This window comes from Haladaptatus sp. T7, from assembly GCF_026008575.1.
Taxonomy (GTDB): Archaea; Halobacteriota; Halobacteria; order Halobacteriales; family Haladaptataceae; genus Haladaptatus; species Haladaptatus paucihalophilus.
Map to the genome: position 1 here is coordinate 20,763 of NZ_BROP01000011.1, position 21,854 is coordinate 42,616.

A 21,854-nucleotide genomic window follows, 5' to 3' on the forward strand; every position below is an offset into this window, starting at 1 on the left:
TCAGACCATCTGTGTCGAAACAGCCGTTCGGTAGGTGTGCGTATCGCCCGGATGAGAGTCCGGAATACGTATCCAGTCTGAATGGCCATCTGAAATTATAGACGGCTAAAATGGCCATCTGAAATTATGGACGGCTAAAAAGCTCACACCTGCCCCCACTCGATCATTTCATGTTGAATACTTTGACAGCGACCTTGACTGGTGTACCTGAGTCGATGTTGAATCGGTGCACGTCGTGACCATCGTAACCCGGTAACTCTGTCTCAAATTGCTTGTGACTCTTCGTCGCCTTCTCCGCCTTTCCACGTATCTCGTCGAACCTCGCTCTCCTAGAGAACATCATCAAACACGCATGCGAATCTCGAACCGTTAGATTCCCCAAGAGCTGGTCCATAGCGTCTACGAACTGAGCCTGTCCAGACCAGAACTTGCACTCTGCAACGAACAGATTCCGGTTTTCGTACGGAAGTAGAATATCAGTCTTTCCACTTCGGTTGAAAGACTCACCCTGTGCAATCCCGGCGTAGTGAGAATTGATCCCTGCGAGAAAAATATCACGGAGGGACTCCTCATCCAGATCTCGAACCCTTTCAGCAGATCGTTCGATATTCACTCCCAGATCATCGATAATTCCGAGAATCTCCAGATAATGATTGTCTGGAACAATATCCCGAGAACTGCTGTCCTCAAGTTTCGGAAACTCAATACTCCGCTTCTTCTCAGGGACTACGAACCCCTGACTTCCAGAACCACCTGTATCGACACCAAGATCCTCCATAACCTTTGTCTTGGTTTCAACCTCGCCTCGACGCCTTTCAATCGCCGAACGAGCTTTGTTTTCAGATTTCTCCCGCATCTGCCTGATGTCGGAATTGAGGTTCTCAACCCATGAGCGGACATCATCCTTCCAATCCTCGATATCAGAGTGAAGTTCCTCTCTCACCTCTTCTGCATCCCGGTTCTGCGTCCGGAAATCAAAGTATCTCACAACCTCGCTCTTTCCGAGATTGTCGTACAATGGAGGGCTGAAATTGTAGCTGCTAGGCTTGTAGCGGAATAGTTTCTTATCCCCGTCAAACTGGAACTTTACCTCCAGCCTCTCGTATTTCCTAGTCGGTGTGCCTCGACCAGGGGTTGGAATCCCAGTTCGGTTTTGTACTTCTTTCTCAACCTGTCCTCCGTCCTTTTTGATAACGTCGTGAAGTTCGATATGAGAAGGAGTATATTTTGAAGAGAAAATTATCGCTAGAGAGTCCGTACTGTTCTCATCCAACTCTTCCGAGGTAAGGGATGAAATCTCGTCCTTCATCTCTTCCTGCTTCTCTCTTTTCAGGTCGAGGAAATTGTAATCACAGAATAGAGCACTTCGATTCCTTGCCATCACCGAGATATTCACTGGTCCAACATATTGGTACTTTCCCACGCAATGAACTGCTAGCCGATACCGCTGATTAGTCAAATCCCTGCACTAACCGATCCAACTGCGATGATCTAAGACGGCTCTATTGACCCCTCGCGCGATGTATTCAGAACGACGGCAAAAACATATCCGTAACTGAGGGTTTCAGCAGAGCGGTCTACACCACTTCCCGACCGACTACGACGACTCACTAATTAGATGGTCGTCTAGGTCGCGAGTCCAGTACGTTGCGGGGCCGCCAGGACTACATCTCGCACACAGCTGTAGTGGGCCTTCCAGATGGCCGAGTTCGACACGGAACTGTGTGAGGGCTGCAAGCGCATCGACGACGAGACCACAACTATCACAGGCGTAATGGTCACGCTCGTCGGGATCGGGATTCGACTGGATCGCGCAGTCGACGCAGATCGGGTGTGTAACTCGTTCGTCTTTTCCCCAGGTATGTGCCTCTCCCACGTCTGTACCGGGAACCGCATCGCAGAAGGCACAGCCAGCAAGTGTCTGTTGCATTACTCTCCTCCCTCGTCGGTGTCGCGAGCGGCGGTCCAGCCTCGATGGAAGACCGCGAGTTGGAGTATCGAGTCGAATGCCTTGTCGCTTGGCTCGTGGACGAGGATTCGTTCGTCGGGGATGGGAGCGACGACGTCGTCGTCGACGAGGTCATTGACCAGAGAATGGGCTCTCCTCTCGTCAATATCCGCTACCGAGACGCGGGCAGCATCTTGATCCTGTGCGACGAGTCCCGCTTCAAACCGTTCGTGGTCGGCTGATGCGTCGTCGAGTGCGTCTGTACCGGGCATGGGAATCACGTCGGCGCGAATCTACGCGCCTCGGCCTCTCAGGCGCGGACAAACTACTCGCTGTCACGCTGTTAACCAACACTGCGGAAGACTGCGGTTCTGCGTTGGTTAACTCGTGGGGGCTCAGAACTGATGAACGGGCTTCACGCGGAACGTATCTGCGTCAGTGCTCGGCGTCTCAATGGTTCGATTCAACGACGACCGCGAGAGCCGGTTGACCAACTCCTCACGAACCGCTTCACGGCTGACTGTCGTTTCGTGCCAGCCGAGACGCTCGTCGAAATACCGCTTCTGGAATTGCTCGCCGACGTCGTCGACGGCAATGAACTGTGTCCGCTTCGTGCCCGCTACGCTCGTTGAGACGAACTCGGCTCCGACGTCTTCGTGGGTGAGTTCGACGAGTGCGCACTCGACGAATGAGACGATGCCAGTCGGACTTCTGCCGTGCGGGAGCGTTAGTTCGAGATCTGTCCACGGTTCTTCGCTCGGTTGCTCAGCCTGCTCGCTAGAGAGTCGTGATTGCTGTTGCTCGTGTTCGGATGACATGGTTGTTGAGTGGGTGCCTACAACAGCCCCCTCGCCCCTCTCGGGGGCGACAAACTCAACCGCGGATCGCGTTATCATATAGTGAGTGAATTCTGATATATTGGTTAGAGACAATCGTTGTTTGATGGCCCCTCGGCCGGAGAGAGCCAGCGGCGTTTGCACCGGTGTACCCTAGCCTTCCTTTGGATGATTTGGGAGGTACACAGAGAACTGAAACTAGCTTAGATTTATCAAGAGGCTCGTCGGGCTGTTCTCAGGCACCAATAATGTCCTCGACGGACTCCAAGACACAGTTATCCGGAGTAATAGTGCTTGACGAGGTGGTGAAGCCCTCGAATTCGGGAGAATTAGAACCAGATCTTGGTCGCGCTCACCAACGGCGAATTACAGCAGCCGACGCTGGTTTGCTGGAGTTCGTGGATAATTTACCCCAAATCGGACGAATATTGGTGTCTTAGGGTCTGAGAAGAGCATGACGGGAAGTGTAATCTCTCCCGACCGGATCTTATATGAAAATATAGAAATTTTGGTAGTTACTCTCCCATGGATGACGAAAGCTCGATGTATCGACTGATCTAAGACAACCGTCAGTCCTCCTTGAGGCTTCACTTGCTTAGTACTCTCAGCGATGAGACGGCCGGTGATTGGTGTGCGTATGTACGCTCCCACCTTGCCTGATTTCTTTTTGATCCGCTCCGAACTTGCTTGGAACGCGAGGAACTTGTCGTCGACCTTGATCGACCTCGGCCATTGGATTTCTGAACCTGTATATGGAGTATGATTAATCTGTGCTGGACTGTAGCTTCATGATAGATGCTACTTGGGACGTACAAGCAGTCTGGAGGGAGGCACCACGACCATCTTGTCTTCATCATACTGAACGCCGAAGGTCACGGCCTTCGTCGAACCGAACATGAGTACTACCAATGTGACTGCGGTAATCTACTAAGCCCGAAAGAGCTGGATCTCGGGGACCGCCAGAAGCAGTCTTGGCCAGATTGCAAATCGTGGCGAGAAGGTGGGCAAAAGTGGTGTCCAGAATGTGGTGAACGGTTTTCTATGTCTCAGGAGCAATGGGTTCGACCGCGTGGATACGAAGTTGTCCCAGATGACGAATACGACGAAATCACCGACAAGGCGCGGGAAACTGTCTTCGACCAGCATAAGGGAGAGTGTATTGCCTGCAACAAGTCCACTGATGCAGTTCATCGGATAGTTCCCCCACGATACGGAGGGTCTGGTGATCCCACCAACTTAGTCCCGGTATGTGACGAACATCGTCATCGGCGAGGACATATGTTCCTCGACATTCTGATGCCGTGGGAGTGGGAGGATGTGAGCGGTTTGGATTGGGAGTCGTACGTCGAACATCTGCGTGACCAGTATTCAGACGGTGACTCACCCGCTGCAAATAGAATTGTTAGCCTCTGTGAGGATATGCTTGAGCGGGGGAAGCCACAGAATCCAAACCCCTACGCCAAGAGCAACCTTGGCAACCCGATCGAGATAGACGACGCGGCCGACGAGGATGAGCCAGCTACTCCAGAGAAAATCAAGGACGTCATCAAACGCGTCGGTGAGCAGTATCCCGATGCCGCTGGAGCACCTGAGCAAGATGTGCTGTTGGTGATGCGGGACCGATTTGAGATGAATAAGGAGAGGGCGTCGTCTACCATCGAATCGCTGCAGAATAAAGGCGAAGTCTACCGTCCAACCGATACCACCCTGAAAGTTGTGTAGAGACGCGAAACACGTTGACTGTCCGAAAAGACGATATGTCCGTGTTCGGTACGCCGAATCATGTCAAACATCGGCGGCCTAACCTCGTCGAGTGATTTACGCCGTAAGCTTGAGGATTGTGGCTTTGACGACCCAATGAAGGTCGCAGTCTCTAGTCCGGGTGAACTGACGAATACACTTGGAATCGGTGAAGCACAAGCGGAACAACTCATCGAGACCGCACGTGAACAGGCTACTCCCGTTGGATTTCAGTCCGGCGCGGAGGTCGAGTCGCCGCCAGATCTTACCGAAGCGGATGTGGTCGAAGAGGTTGAAGGGTGGAGCATCCGCCGCCATACCCCAGACCGTATCTCGTGGACATCGCCATCGGATTACTCCGTCGTCATCAAAGCGGTTCCAACGCGCGGTGGTGACCAGCCGCGAACTTACGAGGTTCGTGGTATTCTCCCGCCTGCGGGAGAACACAATCCGCAGCAGAGCAAGAAAGAAGAGCGTGTGCTGAAGGCTAAAATGGACTCTGTCGAGGAGGCGGTCGGGTACGCGGTGGGCTGGATGGAAACTCACCCGATTGTGTTTGAGCAAGACTTGACCGAGTTTACTGGCGTCAGTGAACGAACGGCAGAGTACCTCCTGTTAGAACACGAAACCAAGAATCACCAACAACTCTACGAACTCTGGAAAGAATCAACGCTGGAAGACGTCGTCGGAAAGCAGTGGCACGACGATCTCGGCGAGGACATGAAGGTGATATTTGAATAGTGCCTCGCACGATGGACAGCCTGGCGCCACGCTTCTTCCTTGAACAGGAAGACAATGTCATCAAAAGCGGCATCCTCCCGAGCTAGAATTCCTCTCCCGTAGAACCGTCTTCATCCAGTTGGTCATACATTTCATCCGGGAAGGGAAGGCTCCCCCAGATCGAGTGGGGGCACTGCTCCTGGCCGATGCAGTACCGCTGCATATCGTCGTTGTCACAGTTCATCGGAAGCGGGGTGTCGCCCCTAATGGTATTCGAGAACTCATAGCGAATCTGGTAATCAGTGACTTGTTCGTCGTACCAGGTCCACCGCGAGAAGACATCCTTGAGGTCTGCGACAATCGTCTCGAGGTCGCTGTCCTGGTACTGGGGCAGCCACATCACCATCCGGGCAAAGTTGTACAGGTCCTTTCGGACTGGCTTCTTCTCGTGGAGACGTTCGGCCATATTCGCCATACAGGGAAGCTCGAACAGGTCCTCAATTGACTCGACGTCGAGGGGCTGGACGCCACGCGAAGACTCCTGAATCCGATAGTGGTTCGTATTTCCGTGCTCTCGAATGGTCAGGCTCCGGTGGTCGCGCTGGGATGCGAGAAGGTTTCCGAGACTCCGAGGACTCGAGATGCGATTACACACGTCTCGCTTCCAGCTCGCTTCCGGATCGTACGCCTCCACTGCTTCAAACAGCTCCTTCGCCGAGTGGAACTCCCCCAGTGAGACGACCTCGTCTGGAGCGTCTCGAATCGCGTCTCTGAGCACACGGATGGTCCGTTCTCCGGGGTTCCAATCTCGCCAGATTCGTTCGTGGTGTCCCGTCTCGATGAAGCGGTCGATACGCTCTGTGATGGCCGACTCATTCGTCGTTAGCCACGTCAGCTGGTCTTCGGAGAGGTTCTCCTCCTGGACCCGCAGGAGCTTCTTGAACGCACGTCTGGCGTACTCGCGATACTTCGTGTCGAAATCACCGACGGGCACATAGAGGCAGTTGTTCTCGACGCGAGTGAGCAGTTCCCCGGCTTCTCCGGTCTCAGTTTCGGCGTGAACGAGGCACTTCCTCGATGCTGCGGCCATCGGGATTTCGAGATACAATCCGTCACCGAACTCGGGCATCTCTTTGATCCCTGTACAAACGCGACCGGGGTGTGGTCCGTCCTCTCCGGGGTCTTTCGCGTACAGCACCTCTGCGATATCCTGTTGGAGACTCCCATCACCGAATTCTCGAAGGAGAGAGGCGAGATTGTTGACGTAGAGCTCGCGAATATCGTAGAGGACCTGCACCTTTCGCGGTGGGGCGTGTTCGAACTTCGGGTGTGCCTTGACGCAGATAGCACTCAACGTCGCAAGAACGGCGAGCGTTCCGGGTTCGTCGACGAAGGGTTCCTCTGCGGCGTTGGCCCTGACGTCTTCTTTGAACGCCGCCGTCCCGAATCGCTCGAGATCATTCAACAAATCTTCTGGTTGCTCTTCGCCGTCGACGATGTAGCGATTGTAGCCCCGCGTGAACAGCTGGTTGACGCGGCTCGTGCCGTATTCGAGCGGGAGCGTCGCAACGCGATAGGCGGCACGCTCGTCCTCGACAGGCGTCGACTGAGTCATTCCTTAACCACCTCCGGTGTCGCAGACCGGACGTCGAAGTTCGGGCTCTCGATGGGCGTGACGATACTACAGACGTCAGCGTGCAACGAGTAGGGGAGCCGGGCGACCCGACGCCGATCGGCGGTAACCACTGGGTCGATGGGAATCTCGTAGGTGTCTTGCAGAAGGTCGTTTAGGACTTCTCGACTCTTGGCGTCGTACCGATGGGCTGGATCGCTGTCAAGGAGGTAGATGTGAACGCCCTGGCCGCTGTACACTACCATCGTCTCCTCGGCGCTGAAGTCGTCCTCGAAAATATCTCGCACCTCAAAGCCGTACTCGATGGCCCGTTCGATATCCTCGAAGGCATACGGGTAACCTGCTGGCTCTGCGTCGAGAATACCCGCGGAATCGAGCAGTTCTTCGCTGTCTTCCGTAGCATCCTCATCCGAGACCGCTCGTGTTGCTCGCTCTCGGGCTATCGTTTTCGCGTCGATATCGATGAGGAGCACCCACGGTCGTTCCCAGTGATCGAGGGCGTAGTAGACCGCGTCAGGACGCGGGTCTGGCTTGTCGAGCAGATCCGGATCGGCGAGTGCGAAGTCGCTCCGCCCAAGTGGATCGTTCCGTGCTGGATGGCGAATGAACTCGAGGACGTCGTCGACGTCGTGGAACGCTGCCGTGGTCCGGTCACCTGAGACGTTCGTCTGCCACGTATCTCGTCGGATGAAGTCCTTGTCTGGGACTCCGTCTTTCCGTACCGGGTGTGGCTCCTGAAATGCGAGTGCGTACTGTTTCGGCCCCTTCGCGGTGATGAACGACGGGAGTTCGTCGACGTACGAGGGGAACTCTTCTGTGTAGTACCTGTAGATCTCCTCGCGGGTCGCCTGTCGCCAACTCATGTGTTGTACTCCTGGTCGAGTTTGTTGAAGCTCCGAATCGTCGTCAGCCCAGCTGCATCGAACGATTCAACGGCCTCTCGAATGTCCGAGAACGAGCGGGCTGCACGCCCGCTCACGCTGCTTTCTATCCGGTCGGCCTCTGCGAGGCGGTCCAACACCTCGACGGCCGTTTCGCGTCTGTTGAACGCCCAGACAGCGTTCGCGTCCACCGTGCTCTGCTTGTCGTAGTCGTCGACCGGCGCGTGTTTGTTGTTACTCGCGAGTTCGGCTTCACCGACCCACACGAGTTCCCCGTCAGCATCGAGACCAACAACGTCGAACACCGTCTCTTCATCATACTCGTAGTACGGCTTGACCTGTGCGACGTCGTCGCGGGAGTCTAACCACAGTTCGAGCAGCTTCACACCGACCTTGTGCGGCGTCTTCTCACCGACATCTCCCTGACCAGGGCCAACCTTGAGCTTCTGACCGAGGAGTTCACGCCCTGCCGGGAGGACGGTGTAGTACTTCCGACCGCACGCTCGTCCTTCCTCCAGCAGGTCTTGCTCGACGAGCCGTTGCACATCCAGATCCTCAAAGTCGCTCTTGAACGAACTCATTGAATCCAAGAGTCTGTGATTTGGTGCGTCACCATTCATCACGTCGAGGATGCGGGTTAGGAATCGGACGTCGTCGTGCGTGAGTCCGCGCCGCTGGAGTTCGTCATCTGGAACGGTTACACCACCTGCCTGTACTGGTGACGACCCATTCTCTTCGACAGCTGTCTCCGCTTCTTCACTGACTGGTTCTTCCGGCTCAGTTGCCCTGGAATCTCCAAATAGCGAGGTGGTGGTGTCCGCGTCTCTTTCTTCCTCTTCAGCGGCCGCCGAACCACTGGTTGCCTGTCCGATGAACGACGACTGCGTCGAGTCCGTAGGGCTAGTCGAGTCTGCGGATGTCGAACCTTCGTCGTTCGGTCTACTTCCCCAGCCCTCGTCTTTGGCTGTCTCCGATTCGGTGGTCTCAGCAAGCCCATACTGGGCCTGTGTTCGCTCCGAAAGCCGTGGGAGGGCCACGGTCTCGAAGTGGTCTTCTTGTTCGACAGAGAGCGGCTCGTCGCTCTCTGGATGGCCGGCTGCTATCGGGAGCGGCTTCACCGAGAACGGGGCCGGCCCCGTCTCCCCGAATGACGGACTCGGGAGTTGCGCGATCCACTCCCCGCTGGGGAGCGTGTTGATTCGATTTCTGAGGTCGGTCGGGCTCAAGTCTTCGTGGGCCAGCGACTTAGCGAGGTCGCGCTCGATGGAGATGTTCCCGATGAGCTTCGTCTTGATGTTGTTGAGGACCTCGTCGTAGGCGCGTTCGCTCCGATTTCGAACCTGCCCGGGGAACTGCATCACCAGTCCCATGCTCAGACCGAACGACCGACCCTGTGGAAGCAACTGCTCGGAAACGAGTTTCGTTGATGCGACGGGGGCTGCCTCCTCGATGATGAGGTTGGTGAGATTCTCGTAGTCCGTCTTCCCGTCACGTCGACGCACCTGCACTGCGTCCCAAAGGTTACTCAACAGGAGGAGTGTGATCGCTCGCTGTGCCTCCGGACGGAGGTCTCCCAAGTCGAACAGAATCGTGGCGTCTTCGTCGAGGAACTCGCGGAAGTCGAATCGGTTGTCGACGTACTCTCCGGTCTCGTCCTGCTCCGGAACGTGGCTGAAGATCCGTCGCAGGTGTGCATCCTCTCTGAGCTTATCGAGGCGGTTCCCGACGGCGTCCATCGACACCTGGAACCGGTGGTCGTCCTTCGCGAAGTGCCGTGTGAGCGACTCCTCGACGTTCCTGTTGGCCGCCGAAACCGGCGGGACAGTCCGCTCTCGCTGCATCCGGAGGGCTGCCGCGAAGAGATCGTCCAGCCCGAAGACGTCGCTCCCGTACTCCTCGTCGAAGAGGGCCTTGATGAGGTAGCTGAGGATTTCGTTCGCGACGAACGCCTGCCCGTACTGCTCGCGGCCCATGATCATCCGCAGGATGTCGTGGAAGTGGTCGACCTTATCCTGAATCGCGTCCTCGCGGTTTCGCCCGGCTTCGAGCGCAGGCCGGATGTCGAAGAAGGAGAACGCGGGGACAGTCTCCGGGACGCGGAACTGGTAGACGTCGTCCAACCCGTTGAAGCGGTCGTAGTGACAGCGAAGGTAGTTGGCACACATGCCGTCGCCTTTCGGATCGACGACCACGACGGGGCCGCCGGTCGTCTCACGGAGGGAGAGCGCATCGTTGATGATTGCCTTCGATTTCCCACCGCCGGTCGATGCGAACCGGCCGTAGTGCGTCGTCAGGAGCTTGGGCGGAATCCGAATCGGGTCCGGTTGGGGAGCTCCGTTCTCATCGAGCGCATATCCAATCGCCATCCCTTCCTGAAACTGCTGAATCAGGTCCGGATTGGGCCACGGAAGCGGGTTTCGGCTTTGCTGTTCAGCGCGGGTTCCGCGTGTACCTTCTACTGTGAGTTGCTCGGAGGAAGGAACCAAGACGAAATTCGCGAGCTCCGTTCCACTGAGGACGAAATCAGGCCGAGTCTTGCCTCGCCCGGTCGTAATTTCTCGGTCAAGTAGCCGCCGGAGGGCAGTCCGTGCGTTCTTCTCCTTCGTCTTTTCTCGGAAGCCACCAGCACGGAGTCGTTCTCCCTCGACTTCGTAATAGGAACCGTCAACCGGGTCGAACACGGGACGAAGTGAGTTCATCTGGGCCGCGAGTTCGTCGTGCGATTCGTCGTCGGTCGGAACACCGATTGCCCTGATGTTGGCAGTGTACGACCGCTTGGGATTCTTCGCGTCGATGTACTCGATGCGCTTGGCGACTGACTCGCTGAGCTGTTTCTCGTCGTGATCGCTCCGCTGGTCTTCGACCTCGAGGAAAGAGCCCACGACCTCCTGGAAGAAGGTATCCCGTCCGTCGATGAGATCCTCTTTTCTGACCTCTGCGTCGGACTGCCAGCTTGCCCGTCGCTGGAACACGACCTGAAACGCCACGGGTGAGGCTGCCTCCATCAGGTGGTCCACTAGTGACGCCAGTGTCGCACCGGGCTGGTCGACAGCCACTAACCCGTCGTCGCCGTCGCCTGCGGCGAAGGGCGTCAACGACGTCATCCAGTCTTTCTTCCGGGCGGCTGAACCGGACCACCGCACGCCAACTGGCGAGACGGCGTCGGTGGTGGGCCGAGCGAGAATCGTTCCCTCCGCAGTCTCGGTTGGCTTTTCGAGCGTCGTCAGTGGCTTCTCGTCCGGAATTGTGCTCGGTGGTGCGAGCTTGAGGGCGGTCTCACCGACCTCGACGAAGTGACCAGGGGATGCATCGACCGTGTCACCTCCATCTGCAAACGGGGAGGCTTCAGTCGCCGCCGCTTGGTCTTGGTCACGGTCCTCACTGTCAAGTTCGTACTGCTCGTCGGGGCTGAATTCGTACTGCAGATGCCCTGCTTCGTAGTGTTCGATGAACTCGGCTCGTGTGAACTCGACTGGTTGGATGAGCCGAGCGGCGACGTCGACGTCGACACGCTCGATGTCGAACGTCTCGGGGTAGATCGAACGGAGCCGTTTTTCCAGTGTATCGCGATGCTCGTCGACGCCGTAGAAGAACTCGACAGGGTCGTCCGCTCCCTCACTCAATGCGAGAAACTCGAACCTCGGCGGTGTCTTACTGTGGAGTGGGTTCAGCTTCTGCGCGAGTCCCGTCGACTCTGCCGTCGTCAGTTTGTGCAGGCTTTCGAGGACTCGAGGAATTCCCTCGGGTTCAAGCTCCTCGGATGTCGGCGTGACTCGGAGATATTCACGCATCGTCCTCCCCCTCCATCGCCCCGCCATCAGGTTTCGCAGAGGCGGGTTCGGCTTCTTTCGACTGTCCGTTCGTGGCCTGCTGTTCCAGCTCCTCACGGAACTGCTGTACGTCCGTATCGACCGCCTCCTCGCCAGCGCCGGGGAGTGAAGACCGTACCTGCTCGGTCGGGTCGAAGTCGATGACTTGCTTCTCTTTGGGCATCGCCTCGACCTTGATGCCACGCCACTCACCGTCGACGCCGACGAGCGCCTCGGAGAAGCCAGCATCCTCGTTCCCGGGGACCGCGTCCTGCACGTAGCGCATCTGGGCGTAATTCAGCCCGAACTCGTCGGCCCACTGGTCGTCCATCCCGTCCAGGCGATGGAACTGCTTGACGGCACACTGATCGAGGATGGCCTCGGATTCAGCGTGTTCGAAGAACTCGTCGACGGTCTGCGTGACGAGACGAATCGAGAGGTCGTGGTGGCGGTGATGGCGGAACACCGTCTCGAGGAACGCCAGACTCGCGGCGTCTTGCATGATGTACCGCGCCTCGTCGATGACGAACACGACCTCCTTGTCAGTCTCCTTCGCCCGCTCGTACACGAGCGAGATGAGCAACTGCATCGTCAGCGCCGTGCTGCTGTCGACGCTGCCCTCCTGTTGTGCAAGGTCGAGGTAGATGACCTTCTCGTCACGGATGTCGAACTCCGAAGACTTCCCGAGATTGGCGTGGCGACCCTCATCCTCGAAGGGACGAAGCTGGTCGAGAAGCCACGTCGCGTCTTCGCGGATCTTCCCGGCCTCCTCGTCGGACCGAACCACGAACGACTCGGGGTCGTCGACCATGTCCTCGAAGACGTCCATCATGTCTCGGATGGTCGGACTGGGATTGCTGTGCGTCGAGATATCGTCGGTGATGTCGTTGCGCTTGTAGGCGCGTTTGAGGCCGAGTTCGAGCGTTGTCCGGCGGTCACCGAGTGAGATACCACGCAGTGCGAAGAAGTTCGTCAGGAAGCTCATGGCGTCGTCGAGCTTCTCGTTGAACGGGCTCGCGTCCTCGCCCATCGCCCGCTGGACGTGGTCGGGCGTCTGGCGAATCTCCAGAGGATTCAGCCCGAGCGTCCCACCGACCGTGATGCGTTTGGCTCCGAGTGCTTCGGAGACGCCTGCCCAGTTGTTGAGCGGTTCGAGGATGATGCCGATGCGGTCCTTACTCTGCTCGATAGAGCGGATGAAGTTCTGCTTCGAGCCGAACGACTTCCCAGACCCAGTATCGCCGACGGTGAACATCGCGTACCCGTTGTCACGGGCGAACGGGTCGATGACGACGGGGCTCTGGTTATCCTTGTGGATCCCGAACTCGACCCCGCCCTCTTCGAGGATGGTCGCGTTATGCGGCGACGAAAGGAGTGCGCCGACGGCCCCACCGAGGGCGATGGACTCGCGCCCGAATACGTTGTCTCCGATGGGTGCGGCCGACTGCAGCGCGAGGTCCTGCCGACAGATCGCAGTCTTCGGCGTGAGGTTTGCCGGATCGTCGCGAAGGGCGCTCTTGACCTTCTGGACTGAGTCCCTGAGATCGTCCTTGTCGTCGGCGCGAACCGTGACGAACATCCCTTGGTCGAAGACGTTCGCACCACTCTCGACGGCCTTGTATGTCGCAGCGGCTTCGTTCGCTCGCTCTTGGAGGTACGCACTGCGGACACTCTGTTCCAGATCCGCGTCAACCTGGAGGTCGTCAGCGATGTCCTGCAGTTCGTTCCGTGCCCGCTGCTGGTTCTTCGGGGTGATGTGCGCTGTGAGGTCGAACTCGACGTCGGTCAACTCGAAGAGGTCGCTCAGATACCCGTCGTTCGGGTAGTCGGCGTAGTCAGCGATGTACAGCGTCGTCGTCCACTGCTCGCCAACACGTGCAGCTCGTGTCTCCCACTCGATGGCTGCCGGCGCGGTCACCGTCTTGTGAGACTCGGAGATGTCGTCGAGGAGCTGTCCCTCTGCGTGCCCCTCTTCGAGCGTCTCCTCGTCGAGGACGTCCGAGAAGTCGACTTCGGGTTCCTCGTCGGCGGTGTGGCGGTCCCAGAGGAGTTTCCCGACGACTCCGAGGACCACAACCAACAGGAGGTAAATCGCCGCACCTTCGGGCGACGTTGGGTTCAGCAGCCACTCTGTGAGCTGGGTGAGGGGCCCGCCACCCGCCTGCAGGACGACGTTACGCATTGGTCTCATCCTCCCGGCGCGAATGGCCGATTATCGGTTGCTCGCGAACAACACGCTCTGCTTCATCGTAGTCGTGCTCTCTCCCGTTCCAGAAGTCCATATTCAGGACGAACAGTTCGACCGTACTGAGCCGACGAGCAGACCAGCCAGAGGCCTGCTGGATGAACTCGGCGCGAACGTCGTTGACGCGGCTGTCCAGCTTCTCGAACATCTGCGCCCGCCGCTCGACATCCGTGAGGTCCTCACGGCGGGTCACGAACGGGTTGAACAGGAACCCGATGACGGGGAACTGTGTCAGTTTCTCGGCAGGTGTCCCTTCGTCTCGGTATCTGTCATAGACTTCGAGGGGCGTGACCTCGACGCCGATGTAGTAGCGGACCTGCTGGATACCTCGGTCACGCATCTCCTTGGGACGCGTCTCGCGGTACTCCTCGAGGAGTTCCCGGAAGATCGGGTTCTGCTTGACGTCCTCGTCGTTGAGCCGTTCCTCAATCGTCTCGGTGATCTGTTCCACCGGAAATGAGCGGGTTGTCGCGTGGAGCTTGAGCTTCGAGTCGAGCTCCTTGTTGGCGAACTCTTCCCCGGCCTCCTGGAGCTGTGCCCAGTCGTCGGACATGGCGAAATCCATGTTCCCCGGGTCGATCTCGATGAACGCTTCCATCGTTCCGTCTGCCCGCTGGATTGCTCCAGCACCGGGCCACGCCCGCTTGACGTTCGTGAGGTCCTGCGTTCGCTCGTCCGGTTTGAACGGCGTGTAGTTCGCGAGCCCGCCCTCGTTTCGCTCTGTCTCGTTCGTGGTAGTATCGGGTTCTTCTGGAGCACTGAACGTGACTCGCGGACGCTTGGCGTAGCGATAGACGTCCTTCGTCCACGTCCACGCGTTCAGGTGGTCGGGAGAGACGTAGATGACGGCAACGCCAAACCCGAATCCTCCTGCGACGAACGGGAGGGCGAGCGATTCGATTCCGGTGAGACCAGCGACGAACAGCCCGATAATCGGGAAGGCGATGAGCACGCCAACGTCTCCCTCCTCGATGTTGAGGTAGGGGATTCGACTCTCTTCGCCGAACTGGTCCATGATGCGCCGTGCGGCTGCGTCTTGATCCATCGACATGGGTACTTAGTAGATTCCAGGGTCGTTCTCGGTCCGCCGGTACGACGGCGTACTGTTCTCTTCGTCACTACTCTCTCCTCGAGCTGCGGCTTTCTGCGCGACAGCGTGACCAGCAGCTGCCTTTGGTCCCCAACGGGCCGCGGTCGTCGCGACGCCAGCGCCACCGACGTACGCACCCGCTGCGACTCCACCGATGAGTGCCGCCCCTTTCGTCGCGCCTCCGACGACCTTTGCAGTCAGCGGAGTCGCGTACTTGAACGTCTTCCAAGTGAGATAGAGAGCGATCAGTGGTAGCGACGCGGCTACGAGGTATTTCAGAAATGCGCTACCGGGGGCAAGCGCGCCTTCGGAGTAGAGTAGATCGTATCCTTTGAAGACTACTGCTGCGGGGAGGGGAAGGACTGCGAGCGGCACGAACCGCTTGATGAATCCCATCGAGATATCGGAGAGGACGGGGAGATTCCCATAACCCAGGGCGAACGCTATCGGCATTCCATACACGTACACGTAGAGGAGGATTTCTCGAATGTAGTAGAGGGCCTCAAGTGCCCACATCGAGAGTCCACCAACCAGAGCAAAGACGAAGGCAAGTGCTGGATTGCTCAAAGAGACTTCTAAGAAATTGAGCATCGCATCTCCTAACGAGCTGAGGCTCGGCATCAGAGCAATTGTGAACCCATCAACGATGTAGAGGCACAGAATACTGACCCAGTACCACGTAATGATGAGGAAGGCTCCGACCCAGGCGGTTTTCTTCGTCCGCCTCGCTTCGTATGCGCTTCCAATGTTGAAAATTCGGATTGTGTGCCGTCCTTGAACACACATCAGCAACAGGAGTAACGAGATTAGCATAATCTCACCACCAACTAGGGCGTCTTGTATCGCAGGCCACGGAGCATTGGAGGGTGTCCCAAATACAAACGTCCCATCCGTTTGTGGTGTCGGGGTTCCAAACATTTCCTCCGTGAGGGTATTATATCCGGTCTGCAGACCCTCCATGAAGAGGCCGATCAACCAGTTGACGACCTCTTTGAACCCCTCGAGGACGACGTCGATTAGATCAACCATAGTTACGATTCACTAATCGTTATTTCACAGTTGTCTGCCTCTGTTGAGGCCGAATACTGTATGTTGTAGTTCTTGGTTAGCTGAGCCTCCTCTACTGGTGTTTCGAGGATGAGTTCGAACTCGCCACTCTGCTGTTCGTCTTTACACGAAGTCCCTGAGCCGGGAACGAACGCGAAGGGAGATCGAGAACTGTAAATCGTAACTTGGTCCCCTGCTGCAACGATGACCTCGCTCACCTCAGAATCAGACTGAGGATCGTAGATTCCGCTAACGTCTTCGTTGTTCGCATAATTTGTTCCTCCCTCGTCAGAGGGATACGGTACGTCACCGAGGAAGAGAAGTTTCGTAATCGCATCTGGACCGCTACCCCGGTTCTCAACAGTCACGAATGCCTCTTCAGCAATCTCGTCGCTCGAACCGTCCCACATCTTCTCGGGTTGATTCCTGCCAATACCCATCTCTACAATGCTGAGGTCTGGTTGTATGGGAAGAGTTGTCTCAACCACACTCTCCTCCCCTTTCAGCGCGACCACGCGGTACTCGCCGGGCTCGTATGCAGTTCCGATCTCGAACGAGACCTGCTGGGCCCCTGCAGCCACGTCACGCTTTCCGAACAGCTCTCCGTTCGGCTGGATGAGGTTGACCTGGTCGATCTCGGCTTCTGCAGAGAGCTCGACGACGAGCGTCGTGCCCTCGACGGCGACTCGCGTGAGCGGCCCCTGGCTGTTTGTAGCGGCTGTCCCGTCACTGGGAGTTCCGGAGCTTCCACCGTCGTTCAGACAGCCAGCCACGCTTGCAAGCGCCGCGCCTGCAACTGTTCGGAGGGCGTTTCGTCGACTGATGTGTGGATGGTTTCTGGTCATGGATCTCGTTGGAAGATATCTTCTGGGCCGAGCATTCGGAGCAGACGGCTCCCTGCGTAGAACATCACGAAGAAGGGGATGAACTGCCAGCCGACCTCGAAGATGAATGCGAACCAGCCGTCGATGGTTCCGAGTGGATGCCACCTGGCGGTCGCCGTATCACTCACGTAGGCTGGGTTGTGTCCGAGCCACGATCCCGGATGATATCGGGCGGTGTAGATGCCGGGTTCAGTAATCGTCACGATGGCTACGCCAGAGACGTTGGTCTCGACCTCCCGGTTGGCGATGGTGATGTAGCCATCACGTGGGCTACCCCCGATGGGATACCGGCGGGCGCTGTCGTTGAGGACGATCGGTGCGCCAGTCTGGTTGTCACGCAGTTCGATCCGGAGTGTCGCTTGTGACTGGTTTTGTTGAAGAACCTCCACCGTGAGGTTGCTGCGACGAAGCTGCCGCTCGGAACCGGCGTCGGGTTCGACGATAGATGCGTTCACACCGCGGACGATGCCCGCGACGTGGAGTGCCTCTCTGTCGACGTTCTCGGCACGGACGGCGACACCGTACGTCGTCTCGTAGGACTGGTTGACGACCTCGATGTTGACGTTCTCGCCGATGGTCCCCAGCGGAGAGGGCCGTTCCGTGCCCCAGGTGTCGATGATTTCCGGGCCGTCGCGAACGGGTTCTGCACGCGGTCCGATTCGGGACGGATACGCGTGGACGTACACGGGGAGTGCATCGGACTCGACTTCGGCGCTGTCGGTTCGGTTCGACCTGACGAGCGTGTCCCAGTTGGTGTTTCGGGCAGTGTAAAACCGCCAGACACCGCGTACGCTCGCGTTCCCCTTGTCGGTGAGCGTGTAGCCTTGCCACGGCCGAGACTGGAAGATGGCAACGCCTGCATCGCCGTTGGGGTACTCGGCGTAGTAGGGGTACGCAGAGAGGTCGTAGATCTCGACGTCGATCGAGTCCGAGACGTTTCGTGTCTCCTCACGGTAGACGACGTCGACGTCGGTGCTGTTTCCCACGTTAGTCCGTATCGTCTTCTTCAGCCTGACGTGGATCTCTGCTTCAAGCGTGAGGGTTGCACTCCAGTCGTCGTCGATCTGGTAGTCGATGGCCGGCGTGTGCGACCCATCGATCCTCGCGATGGTTTCCCCGTCTTTCTGCAGCCGAACTTCCTCGATCTCGTGGTTCGTAAGCGACCAATCGACAGTCCTGTTCCCCGAGGAACTCCCGTTTGGAACACGAACGCGGTAATCGACGAACCCGCGCATCGTCCCATTCGGTGCGATGTAGAGCGGGGTTTCGCCGGACTCGAGGTGGCCCCGCGTCGACGGCTGAACCGCGAATACGGTCGCGTGGGCATCCGCGATGAACACGCCATCTTCGAGCGACGCGTGGGGCGGATGAACGGACGTATCCGAGTCACCGGCGTCGAGGTCCTCGAAATCGTTCCGGGTCCAGGTTGCGGCAGTCGCGGGCGGCCGCTTGAACGTGATGTCCGTGCCATTCGCGAGCTGGTGGATGGCGGTCCGCTCGTCACCGTAGCGCTGGCGGTACTCCTCTTGACTGATGTAGTTATCCGCATCGCGAGACCAGAGGGTCGCAGATTCGTTCTCAGAAAGCCCATTTCCTTCCGTACCTGGCCGTGGTGGGCTTGCCGTGACGATACCCGTGACTAGACTCGTCACGAACAGGACGGCCATGAGCACGGAGAGCTCTCGTTGTTCCATGGGGGGCTCGCGACGGGGTGGTGGAGTGGCTTACCAGGGGACGAGGTCAACACACTGCGCCAGCGGGAGGCCCATCATCGACCCGGCAACCGTGTACAACGGGCCGAGGACGACGAGGACGACGGCAGACTTCATCGCAGAGCGCTTGTGGCGCTTGAGTCCCTTCTTCTGCTCGGGGTTGAGGGTGAACATCTCGATGAGGGAGTCAGCCTGCCAGACCACGGCAAGGCCGACGATGCCGAGTCCAGTGGTGAGCTGGAAGAACCCCTCAATCATGCTGGGGAGGTTGTCCGCACTACAGACCGCGCTGGTCTGTGCTGCGGCGGGTTGGACAGCGAACAGGGTCAATAGTGCGACGGTGAGAACGGCTTGTTTGGGGACCTTGCTCACTACCGTGGACTGATTGTCAGTACGATTCTCAGACGTCTCGGAGGTTGTACTGTCCTGTGTCATAGCGGGTTATTCCTCTGCGTCTTCGACGAGTGCCTTCAGATCGGCGTACCGGTTGGTCTCGTCGGCGATTTCTTCTTTCGTGTAGCCCTGCTCGCGGGCCCGTTCGAGGAGGGTGCGGAGGTCGTCGGGGTCGACATCGCGGACTTCCATTTCCTCCCGGAGAGCGCGGCGATAGAGGGCGGAGGCGTTGATGTGGTCGTTCCACATCAGGTACAGGTCATCGATGTCTTCGATGGTGACTGACCGGGTTATCATACGTGCGAGTATGGGTATGCACCAACGGAGTCGTGGTACATATTGACCGAGTATTTGGATGAGAAATAAATATTTTCTGGATATTGCGAGTGTTACTAAGCTAGAAATAAATCGGGAGAGTTTGGCTGGAGGACAGCATCGAACACGTCTTAACCAACAAGGCTGGTGAAGTACCGTCCCACGTTGGTTAAGTCATCCAGAGCAGGTCCGTCAGTCCAGCTCGATGATCTCGCCATCCCCATCGTTGACGAGTTCACGGAGCTTCGCAAGCCGACCCTGTCCCTCCTGAAAGAGTTCCTCCCCAGTCGACTTCGAATGGTCACCGGATTCCAGCTGCTCGATGAGGGTATTGATTCGCTCGACGTTCTCCGAAATCTCTGTGTCTTTAGCCATGGTTACGTGAACAGCCACAATCCGAGCACGACAAGCAGGAGCACGACGAGGACCGCGATGATTGCCTTGTAGTAGGCCGGGCTCATCCCCGTTGGTCCACCCGCCTCCGCGGCGGCTTGCTCGAGTTCTTTCTCGTGTTCGAACTCCCGCCTGAACGACTCGTAGGCGGCTTCCAATTCTTGCTCTAATCTGTCCACCTCGCCAGAGAGGAACTGCTCTACGTCCGCAGTAACGTACTCACCGGCGTCAGTCGGCGTGATCGCGTTTCGATCCGCAACGCGTCCTGCTATCGTCCGGTCTTCTGCGTGACCGACCGCGGCGACAACCGGGGTGTTAGACGTGAAGATGGCTTCCGCGACGGACTCGTGGTTGAACGCCATCAGGTCGGTGTCGCTTCCGCCGCCTCGACCCACGATGATGGAATCGACGTCCTGGTTGCGGTCAAGATGGTGGATTCCGTTTGCGAGTGACGTCGGCGCGTTTGGCCCCTGGACGCTCGCATCCTTCATCACGAGGTCAATTGTGGGGTTTCGACTATGGACCGAGTCCTGAATGTCGTATCGGGCATCGCCTTGGAGGGAAGTAACGACGCCGACTCGGTCCGGAAATCGTGGTGGGTCTTTCTTGTGCTCGTCTTCGAACCATCCGCGCTGTTCGAGCTCAGAAGTGAGACGTTCGAGAGCGGCAGCCTGTTCTCCCTCGCCGACGACCGTGATCCGCCACGGCTTGATGTCGAGTTTCCCACCTTCGACCCAGTAATCGATGTCACCGTGAACGATGACTTCGAGGCCATCCTCGAGGTCGATGTCCATATTCCGATAGCGGCTCCGCCAGAGCATACACGGAAGCTCGTGTGTGCCATCGGTGAGCGTGAAGTAGAGGGCTGCATTACTCCCCCCGAGATTCGTGACCTCACCATAACAGCGGACATCCTGGAGCGGTTCGGATGTATCTACGACATCTGAGATACGCTGATTGAGCTGCTGTACAGAAAGGATATCTCTAGAGGGTTCGACCACGTCAGCGTCGGCTTCGGAGGTTCTTCCCATCTGATCCGTCGTTTGATTGACTCTCCACAACTATATATCTACAGTCGTTGAGGATAGTGCGACACCAAGTCCCCTAACTCTACTTTCAAGCGAATCTATGTCTGAATCGAGTTGTAGTTCCAAATCCAAATACCCCTCAATCTTTCAGACAGCTGTGATACCAAGACAGAGCAGCACTGGGGCCCTGATTGCGCGAACGCCGAGTTGATTTAAGCACGTATCACCAAGCCCTCTGCACAGATGGCTCGTGTCGTCTACTATCACCATCCCCAAGCCGAGAACTTCTCGCTGAAGTATAGCTCGGCCTCTCAATCTGAGATTCTGTCCCGTCGTGACGATTCAGACAGCGCGACGAAGCTCATCGGCTATCCGTTTGATACCCCTGTCTACGTCCTGTATGAGAGCGACACGGAGATCAAAGACGCAAACGAGATTGATTTCGACCAGAAGTGGCTCAGCGACCGAATCGCCGAGCTCCCCCGTGAGGGGCAGGTCGTCGCGTTTCGATTAGTGGAGTTGCTCGAAGCGGCTGTAGACGTGAGAGAAGAAGAAGAGTTCCGCCTCTACAAGGAGTTTGAGCCACAGAAGATTCGGCAGGCACTCGACCATGTCTCGTGGGGCACACGACTCCCACAGGTCGCCGGCGAGGTAATGTCGAACCTTATTCTCCGACATTCGCTGCCGAATGCGAATCATCGGACGGGGATTGCGATGCTGCAGTTCTGTATCGAGAGTGTGGAGCCAGACTTCGAGATGCCTCGCACTCACTTCGATGATGAAACCTGGCAGGAGTGGGTTGATCCCTATATCGTCGACTCGAAACGCCTCATCACTGTTCGCCGGAACAACATTCGATTCAAGCAACTGCAAGAGCTTGGCGTCGAACTTGTGGAGCGAAAAGACGGGATTCAGATTCAGTTAGACAAGTTCGAGCTGGATATGCACTGGCGTGAGGCACTGTCGACGTACGCCACTCGGCACGAAGACCACTGTACGGAGTTTGCTCGTGCAGTCCTGGAGCGCGCAGAGCGAGACGATCTCCTCAAGAAAGCGGGGCCGACAAAGCAGGAGTTCATCGACTATCTGGAGTCTGGGCTCGTCGAACGGGATTTCAAAGAACTGTTTTGATCAGTCGCGAAGCTCTGCGACCGACTGACCGACCTCGCGGACGTGCTCA

The 21,854-nt window shown here is 57.5% G+C and carries 18 protein-coding genes; 3 read left to right on the forward strand and 15 right to left on the reverse strand.

Annotation, left to right across the window (positions count from 1 at the left end; genetic code table 11):
• Positions 1-163: 163 nt before the first annotated feature.
• From OPC11_RS21150 to OPC11_RS21160, 3 genes are all read right to left on the reverse strand, one after another.
• A complete protein-coding gene (locus OPC11_RS21150; protein ID WP_264783299.1) occupies positions 164-1,381 on the reverse strand; it encodes a hypothetical protein in 1,218 nt (405 codons plus the stop codon).
• A gap of 548 nt (positions 1,382-1,929) precedes the next feature.
• Positions 1,930-2,220, reverse strand: a complete 291-nt coding sequence (locus OPC11_RS21155; RefSeq protein WP_264783300.1) for a hypothetical protein — start codon at positions 2,218-2,220, stop codon at positions 1,930-1,932.
• Positions 2,221-2,343: 123 nt separating this feature from the next.
• A complete protein-coding gene (locus OPC11_RS21160; RefSeq protein ID WP_264783301.1) occupies positions 2,344-2,844 on the reverse strand; it encodes a hypothetical protein in 501 nt (166 codons plus the stop codon).
• A gap of 1,218 nt (positions 2,845-4,062) precedes the next feature.
• Here OPC11_RS21160 and OPC11_RS21165 point away from each other — a divergent pair.
• Complete coding sequence (locus OPC11_RS21165; protein ID WP_264783302.1) at positions 4,063-4,506, forward strand: hypothetical protein; 444 nt, start codon at positions 4,063-4,065, stop codon at positions 4,504-4,506.
• 60 nt (positions 4,507-4,566) lie between these two features.
• Positions 4,567-5,265, forward strand: a complete 699-nt coding sequence (locus OPC11_RS21170) for a helix-hairpin-helix domain-containing protein (RefSeq protein ID WP_264783303.1) — start codon at positions 4,567-4,569, stop codon at positions 5,263-5,265.
• 82 nt (positions 5,266-5,347) lie between these two features.
• Here OPC11_RS21170 and OPC11_RS21175 read toward each other — a convergent pair whose 3' ends face one another.
• From OPC11_RS21175 to xseA, 12 genes are all read right to left on the reverse strand, one after another.
• Positions 5,348-6,859, reverse strand: a complete 1,512-nt coding sequence (locus OPC11_RS21175; protein ID WP_264783304.1) for a primase-associated protein — start codon at positions 6,857-6,859, stop codon at positions 5,348-5,350.
• Positions 6,856-7,740 (reverse strand): DNA primase, encoded by an 885-nt coding sequence (locus OPC11_RS21180; RefSeq protein ID WP_264783305.1) that lies wholly within the window; start codon positions 7,738-7,740, stop codon positions 6,856-6,858. Before OPC11_RS21180 ends, OPC11_RS21175 begins: the two co-directional genes overlap by 4 nt.
• The gene (locus OPC11_RS21185; protein WP_264783350.1) at positions 7,737-11,576 is read right to left on the reverse strand and encodes an ATP-binding protein; all 3,840 of its coding nucleotides are present in this window, start codon (positions 11,574-11,576) and stop codon (positions 7,737-7,739) included. Before OPC11_RS21185 ends, OPC11_RS21180 begins: the two co-directional genes overlap by 4 nt.
• On the reverse strand, positions 11,542-13,758 hold the full coding sequence (locus tag OPC11_RS21190) for a transferase (protein WP_306421041.1): 2,217 nt from the start codon (positions 13,756-13,758) through the stop codon (positions 11,542-11,544). Before OPC11_RS21190 ends, OPC11_RS21185 begins: the two co-directional genes overlap by 35 nt.
• Positions 13,742-14,863, reverse strand: coding sequence for a hypothetical protein (locus tag OPC11_RS21195; protein ID WP_058827481.1), 1,122 nt, complete (start codon positions 14,861-14,863; stop codon positions 13,742-13,744). The genes OPC11_RS21190 and OPC11_RS21195 overlap by 17 nt, the downstream gene beginning before the upstream one ends.
• A 6-nt stretch (positions 14,864-14,869) precedes the next feature.
• Positions 14,870-15,931, reverse strand: coding sequence for a hypothetical protein (locus tag OPC11_RS21200; RefSeq protein WP_264783308.1), 1,062 nt, complete (start codon positions 15,929-15,931; stop codon positions 14,870-14,872).
• A 2-nt stretch (positions 15,932-15,933) separates the two neighbouring features.
• Positions 15,934-16,794: a hypothetical protein gene (locus OPC11_RS21205; RefSeq protein ID WP_264783309.1), complete on the reverse strand. Its 861-nt coding sequence runs from the start codon at positions 16,792-16,794 to the stop codon at positions 15,934-15,936.
• Positions 16,791-18,527 carry a hypothetical protein gene (locus OPC11_RS21210; RefSeq protein WP_264783310.1) on the reverse strand — a complete coding sequence of 579 codons (1,737 nt, stop codon included), beginning with the start codon at positions 18,525-18,527 and terminating at the stop codon, positions 16,791-16,793. The genes OPC11_RS21205 and OPC11_RS21210 overlap by 4 nt, the downstream gene beginning before the upstream one ends.
• A gap of 30 nt (positions 18,528-18,557) precedes the next feature.
• On the reverse strand, positions 18,558-18,980 hold the full coding sequence (locus OPC11_RS21215) for a hypothetical protein (RefSeq protein WP_303649103.1): 423 nt from the start codon (positions 18,978-18,980) through the stop codon (positions 18,558-18,560).
• A gap of 6 nt (positions 18,981-18,986) precedes the next feature.
• Positions 18,987-19,235 carry a hypothetical protein gene (locus OPC11_RS21220; RefSeq protein WP_089699213.1) on the reverse strand — a complete coding sequence of 83 codons (249 nt, stop codon included), beginning with the start codon at positions 19,233-19,235 and terminating at the stop codon, positions 18,987-18,989.
• 210 nt (positions 19,236-19,445) lie between these two features.
• Positions 19,446-19,628, reverse strand: coding sequence for an exodeoxyribonuclease VII small subunit (locus OPC11_RS21225; protein WP_264783312.1), 183 nt, complete (start codon positions 19,626-19,628; stop codon positions 19,446-19,448).
• 2 nt (positions 19,629-19,630) lie between these two features.
• Positions 19,631-20,677, reverse strand: coding sequence for an exodeoxyribonuclease VII large subunit (gene xseA / locus OPC11_RS21230; protein ID WP_264783313.1), 1,047 nt, complete (start codon positions 20,675-20,677; stop codon positions 19,631-19,633).
• 240 nt (positions 20,678-20,917) lie between these two features.
• Here xseA and OPC11_RS21235 point away from each other — a divergent pair, with 240 nt between their 5' ends.
• Complete coding sequence (locus OPC11_RS21235) at positions 20,918-21,805, forward strand: hypothetical protein (protein WP_264783314.1); 888 nt, start codon at positions 20,918-20,920, stop codon at positions 21,803-21,805.
• Positions 21,806-21,854 lie beyond the last annotated feature (49 nt).

Excerpts from the sequence above, each read along its gene's own strand:
- OPC11_RS21150 (WP_264783299.1), bottom strand. The coding sequence starts at position 1,381 with ATGGCAAGGAATCGAAGTGCTCTATTCTGTGATTACAATTTCCTCGAC.
- OPC11_RS21155 (WP_264783300.1), bottom strand. The coding sequence starts at position 2,220 with ATGCCCGGTACAGACGCACTCGACGACGCATCAGCCGACCACGAACGG.
- OPC11_RS21160 (WP_264783301.1), bottom strand. The coding sequence starts at position 2,844 with ATGATAACGCGATCCGCGGTTGAGTTTGTCGCCCCCGAGAGGGGCGAG.
- OPC11_RS21165 (WP_264783302.1), top strand. The coding sequence starts at position 4,063 with ATGTTCCTCGACATTCTGATGCCGTGGGAGTGGGAGGATGTGAGCGGT.
- OPC11_RS21170 (WP_264783303.1), top strand. The coding sequence starts at position 4,567 with ATGTCAAACATCGGCGGCCTAACCTCGTCGAGTGATTTACGCCGTAAG.
- OPC11_RS21175 (WP_264783304.1), bottom strand. The coding sequence starts at position 6,859 with ATGACTCAGTCGACGCCTGTCGAGGACGAGCGTGCCGCCTATCGCGTT.
- OPC11_RS21180 (WP_264783305.1), bottom strand. The coding sequence starts at position 7,740 with ATGAGTTGGCGACAGGCGACCCGCGAGGAGATCTACAGGTACTACACA.
- OPC11_RS21185 (WP_264783350.1), bottom strand. The coding sequence starts at position 11,576 with ATGGCGGGGCGATGGAGGGGGAGGACGATGCGTGAATATCTCCGAGTC.
- OPC11_RS21190 (WP_306421041.1), bottom strand. The coding sequence starts at position 13,758 with ATGAGACCAATGCGTAACGTCGTCCTGCAGGCGGGTGGCGGGCCCCTC.
- OPC11_RS21195 (WP_058827481.1), bottom strand. The coding sequence starts at position 14,863 with ATGTCGATGGATCAAGACGCAGCCGCACGGCGCATCATGGACCAGTTC.
- OPC11_RS21200 (WP_264783308.1), bottom strand. The coding sequence starts at position 15,931 with ATGGTTGATCTAATCGACGTCGTCCTCGAGGGGTTCAAAGAGGTCGTC.
- OPC11_RS21205 (WP_264783309.1), bottom strand. The coding sequence starts at position 16,794 with ATGACCAGAAACCATCCACACATCAGTCGACGAAACGCCCTCCGAACA.
- OPC11_RS21210 (WP_264783310.1), bottom strand. The coding sequence starts at position 18,527 with ATGGAACAACGAGAGCTCTCCGTGCTCATGGCCGTCCTGTTCGTGACG.
- OPC11_RS21215 (WP_303649103.1), bottom strand. The coding sequence starts at position 18,980 with ATGACACAGGACAGTACAACCTCCGAGACGTCTGAGAATCGTACTGAC.
- OPC11_RS21220 (WP_089699213.1), bottom strand. The coding sequence starts at position 19,235 with ATGATAACCCGGTCAGTCACCATCGAAGACATCGATGACCTGTACCTG.
- OPC11_RS21225 (WP_264783312.1), bottom strand. The coding sequence starts at position 19,628 with ATGGCTAAAGACACAGAGATTTCGGAGAACGTCGAGCGAATCAATACC.
- xseA (WP_264783313.1), bottom strand. The coding sequence starts at position 20,677 with ATGGGAAGAACCTCCGAAGCCGACGCTGACGTGGTCGAACCCTCTAGA.
- OPC11_RS21235 (WP_264783314.1), top strand. The coding sequence starts at position 20,918 with ATGGCTCGTGTCGTCTACTATCACCATCCCCAAGCCGAGAACTTCTCG.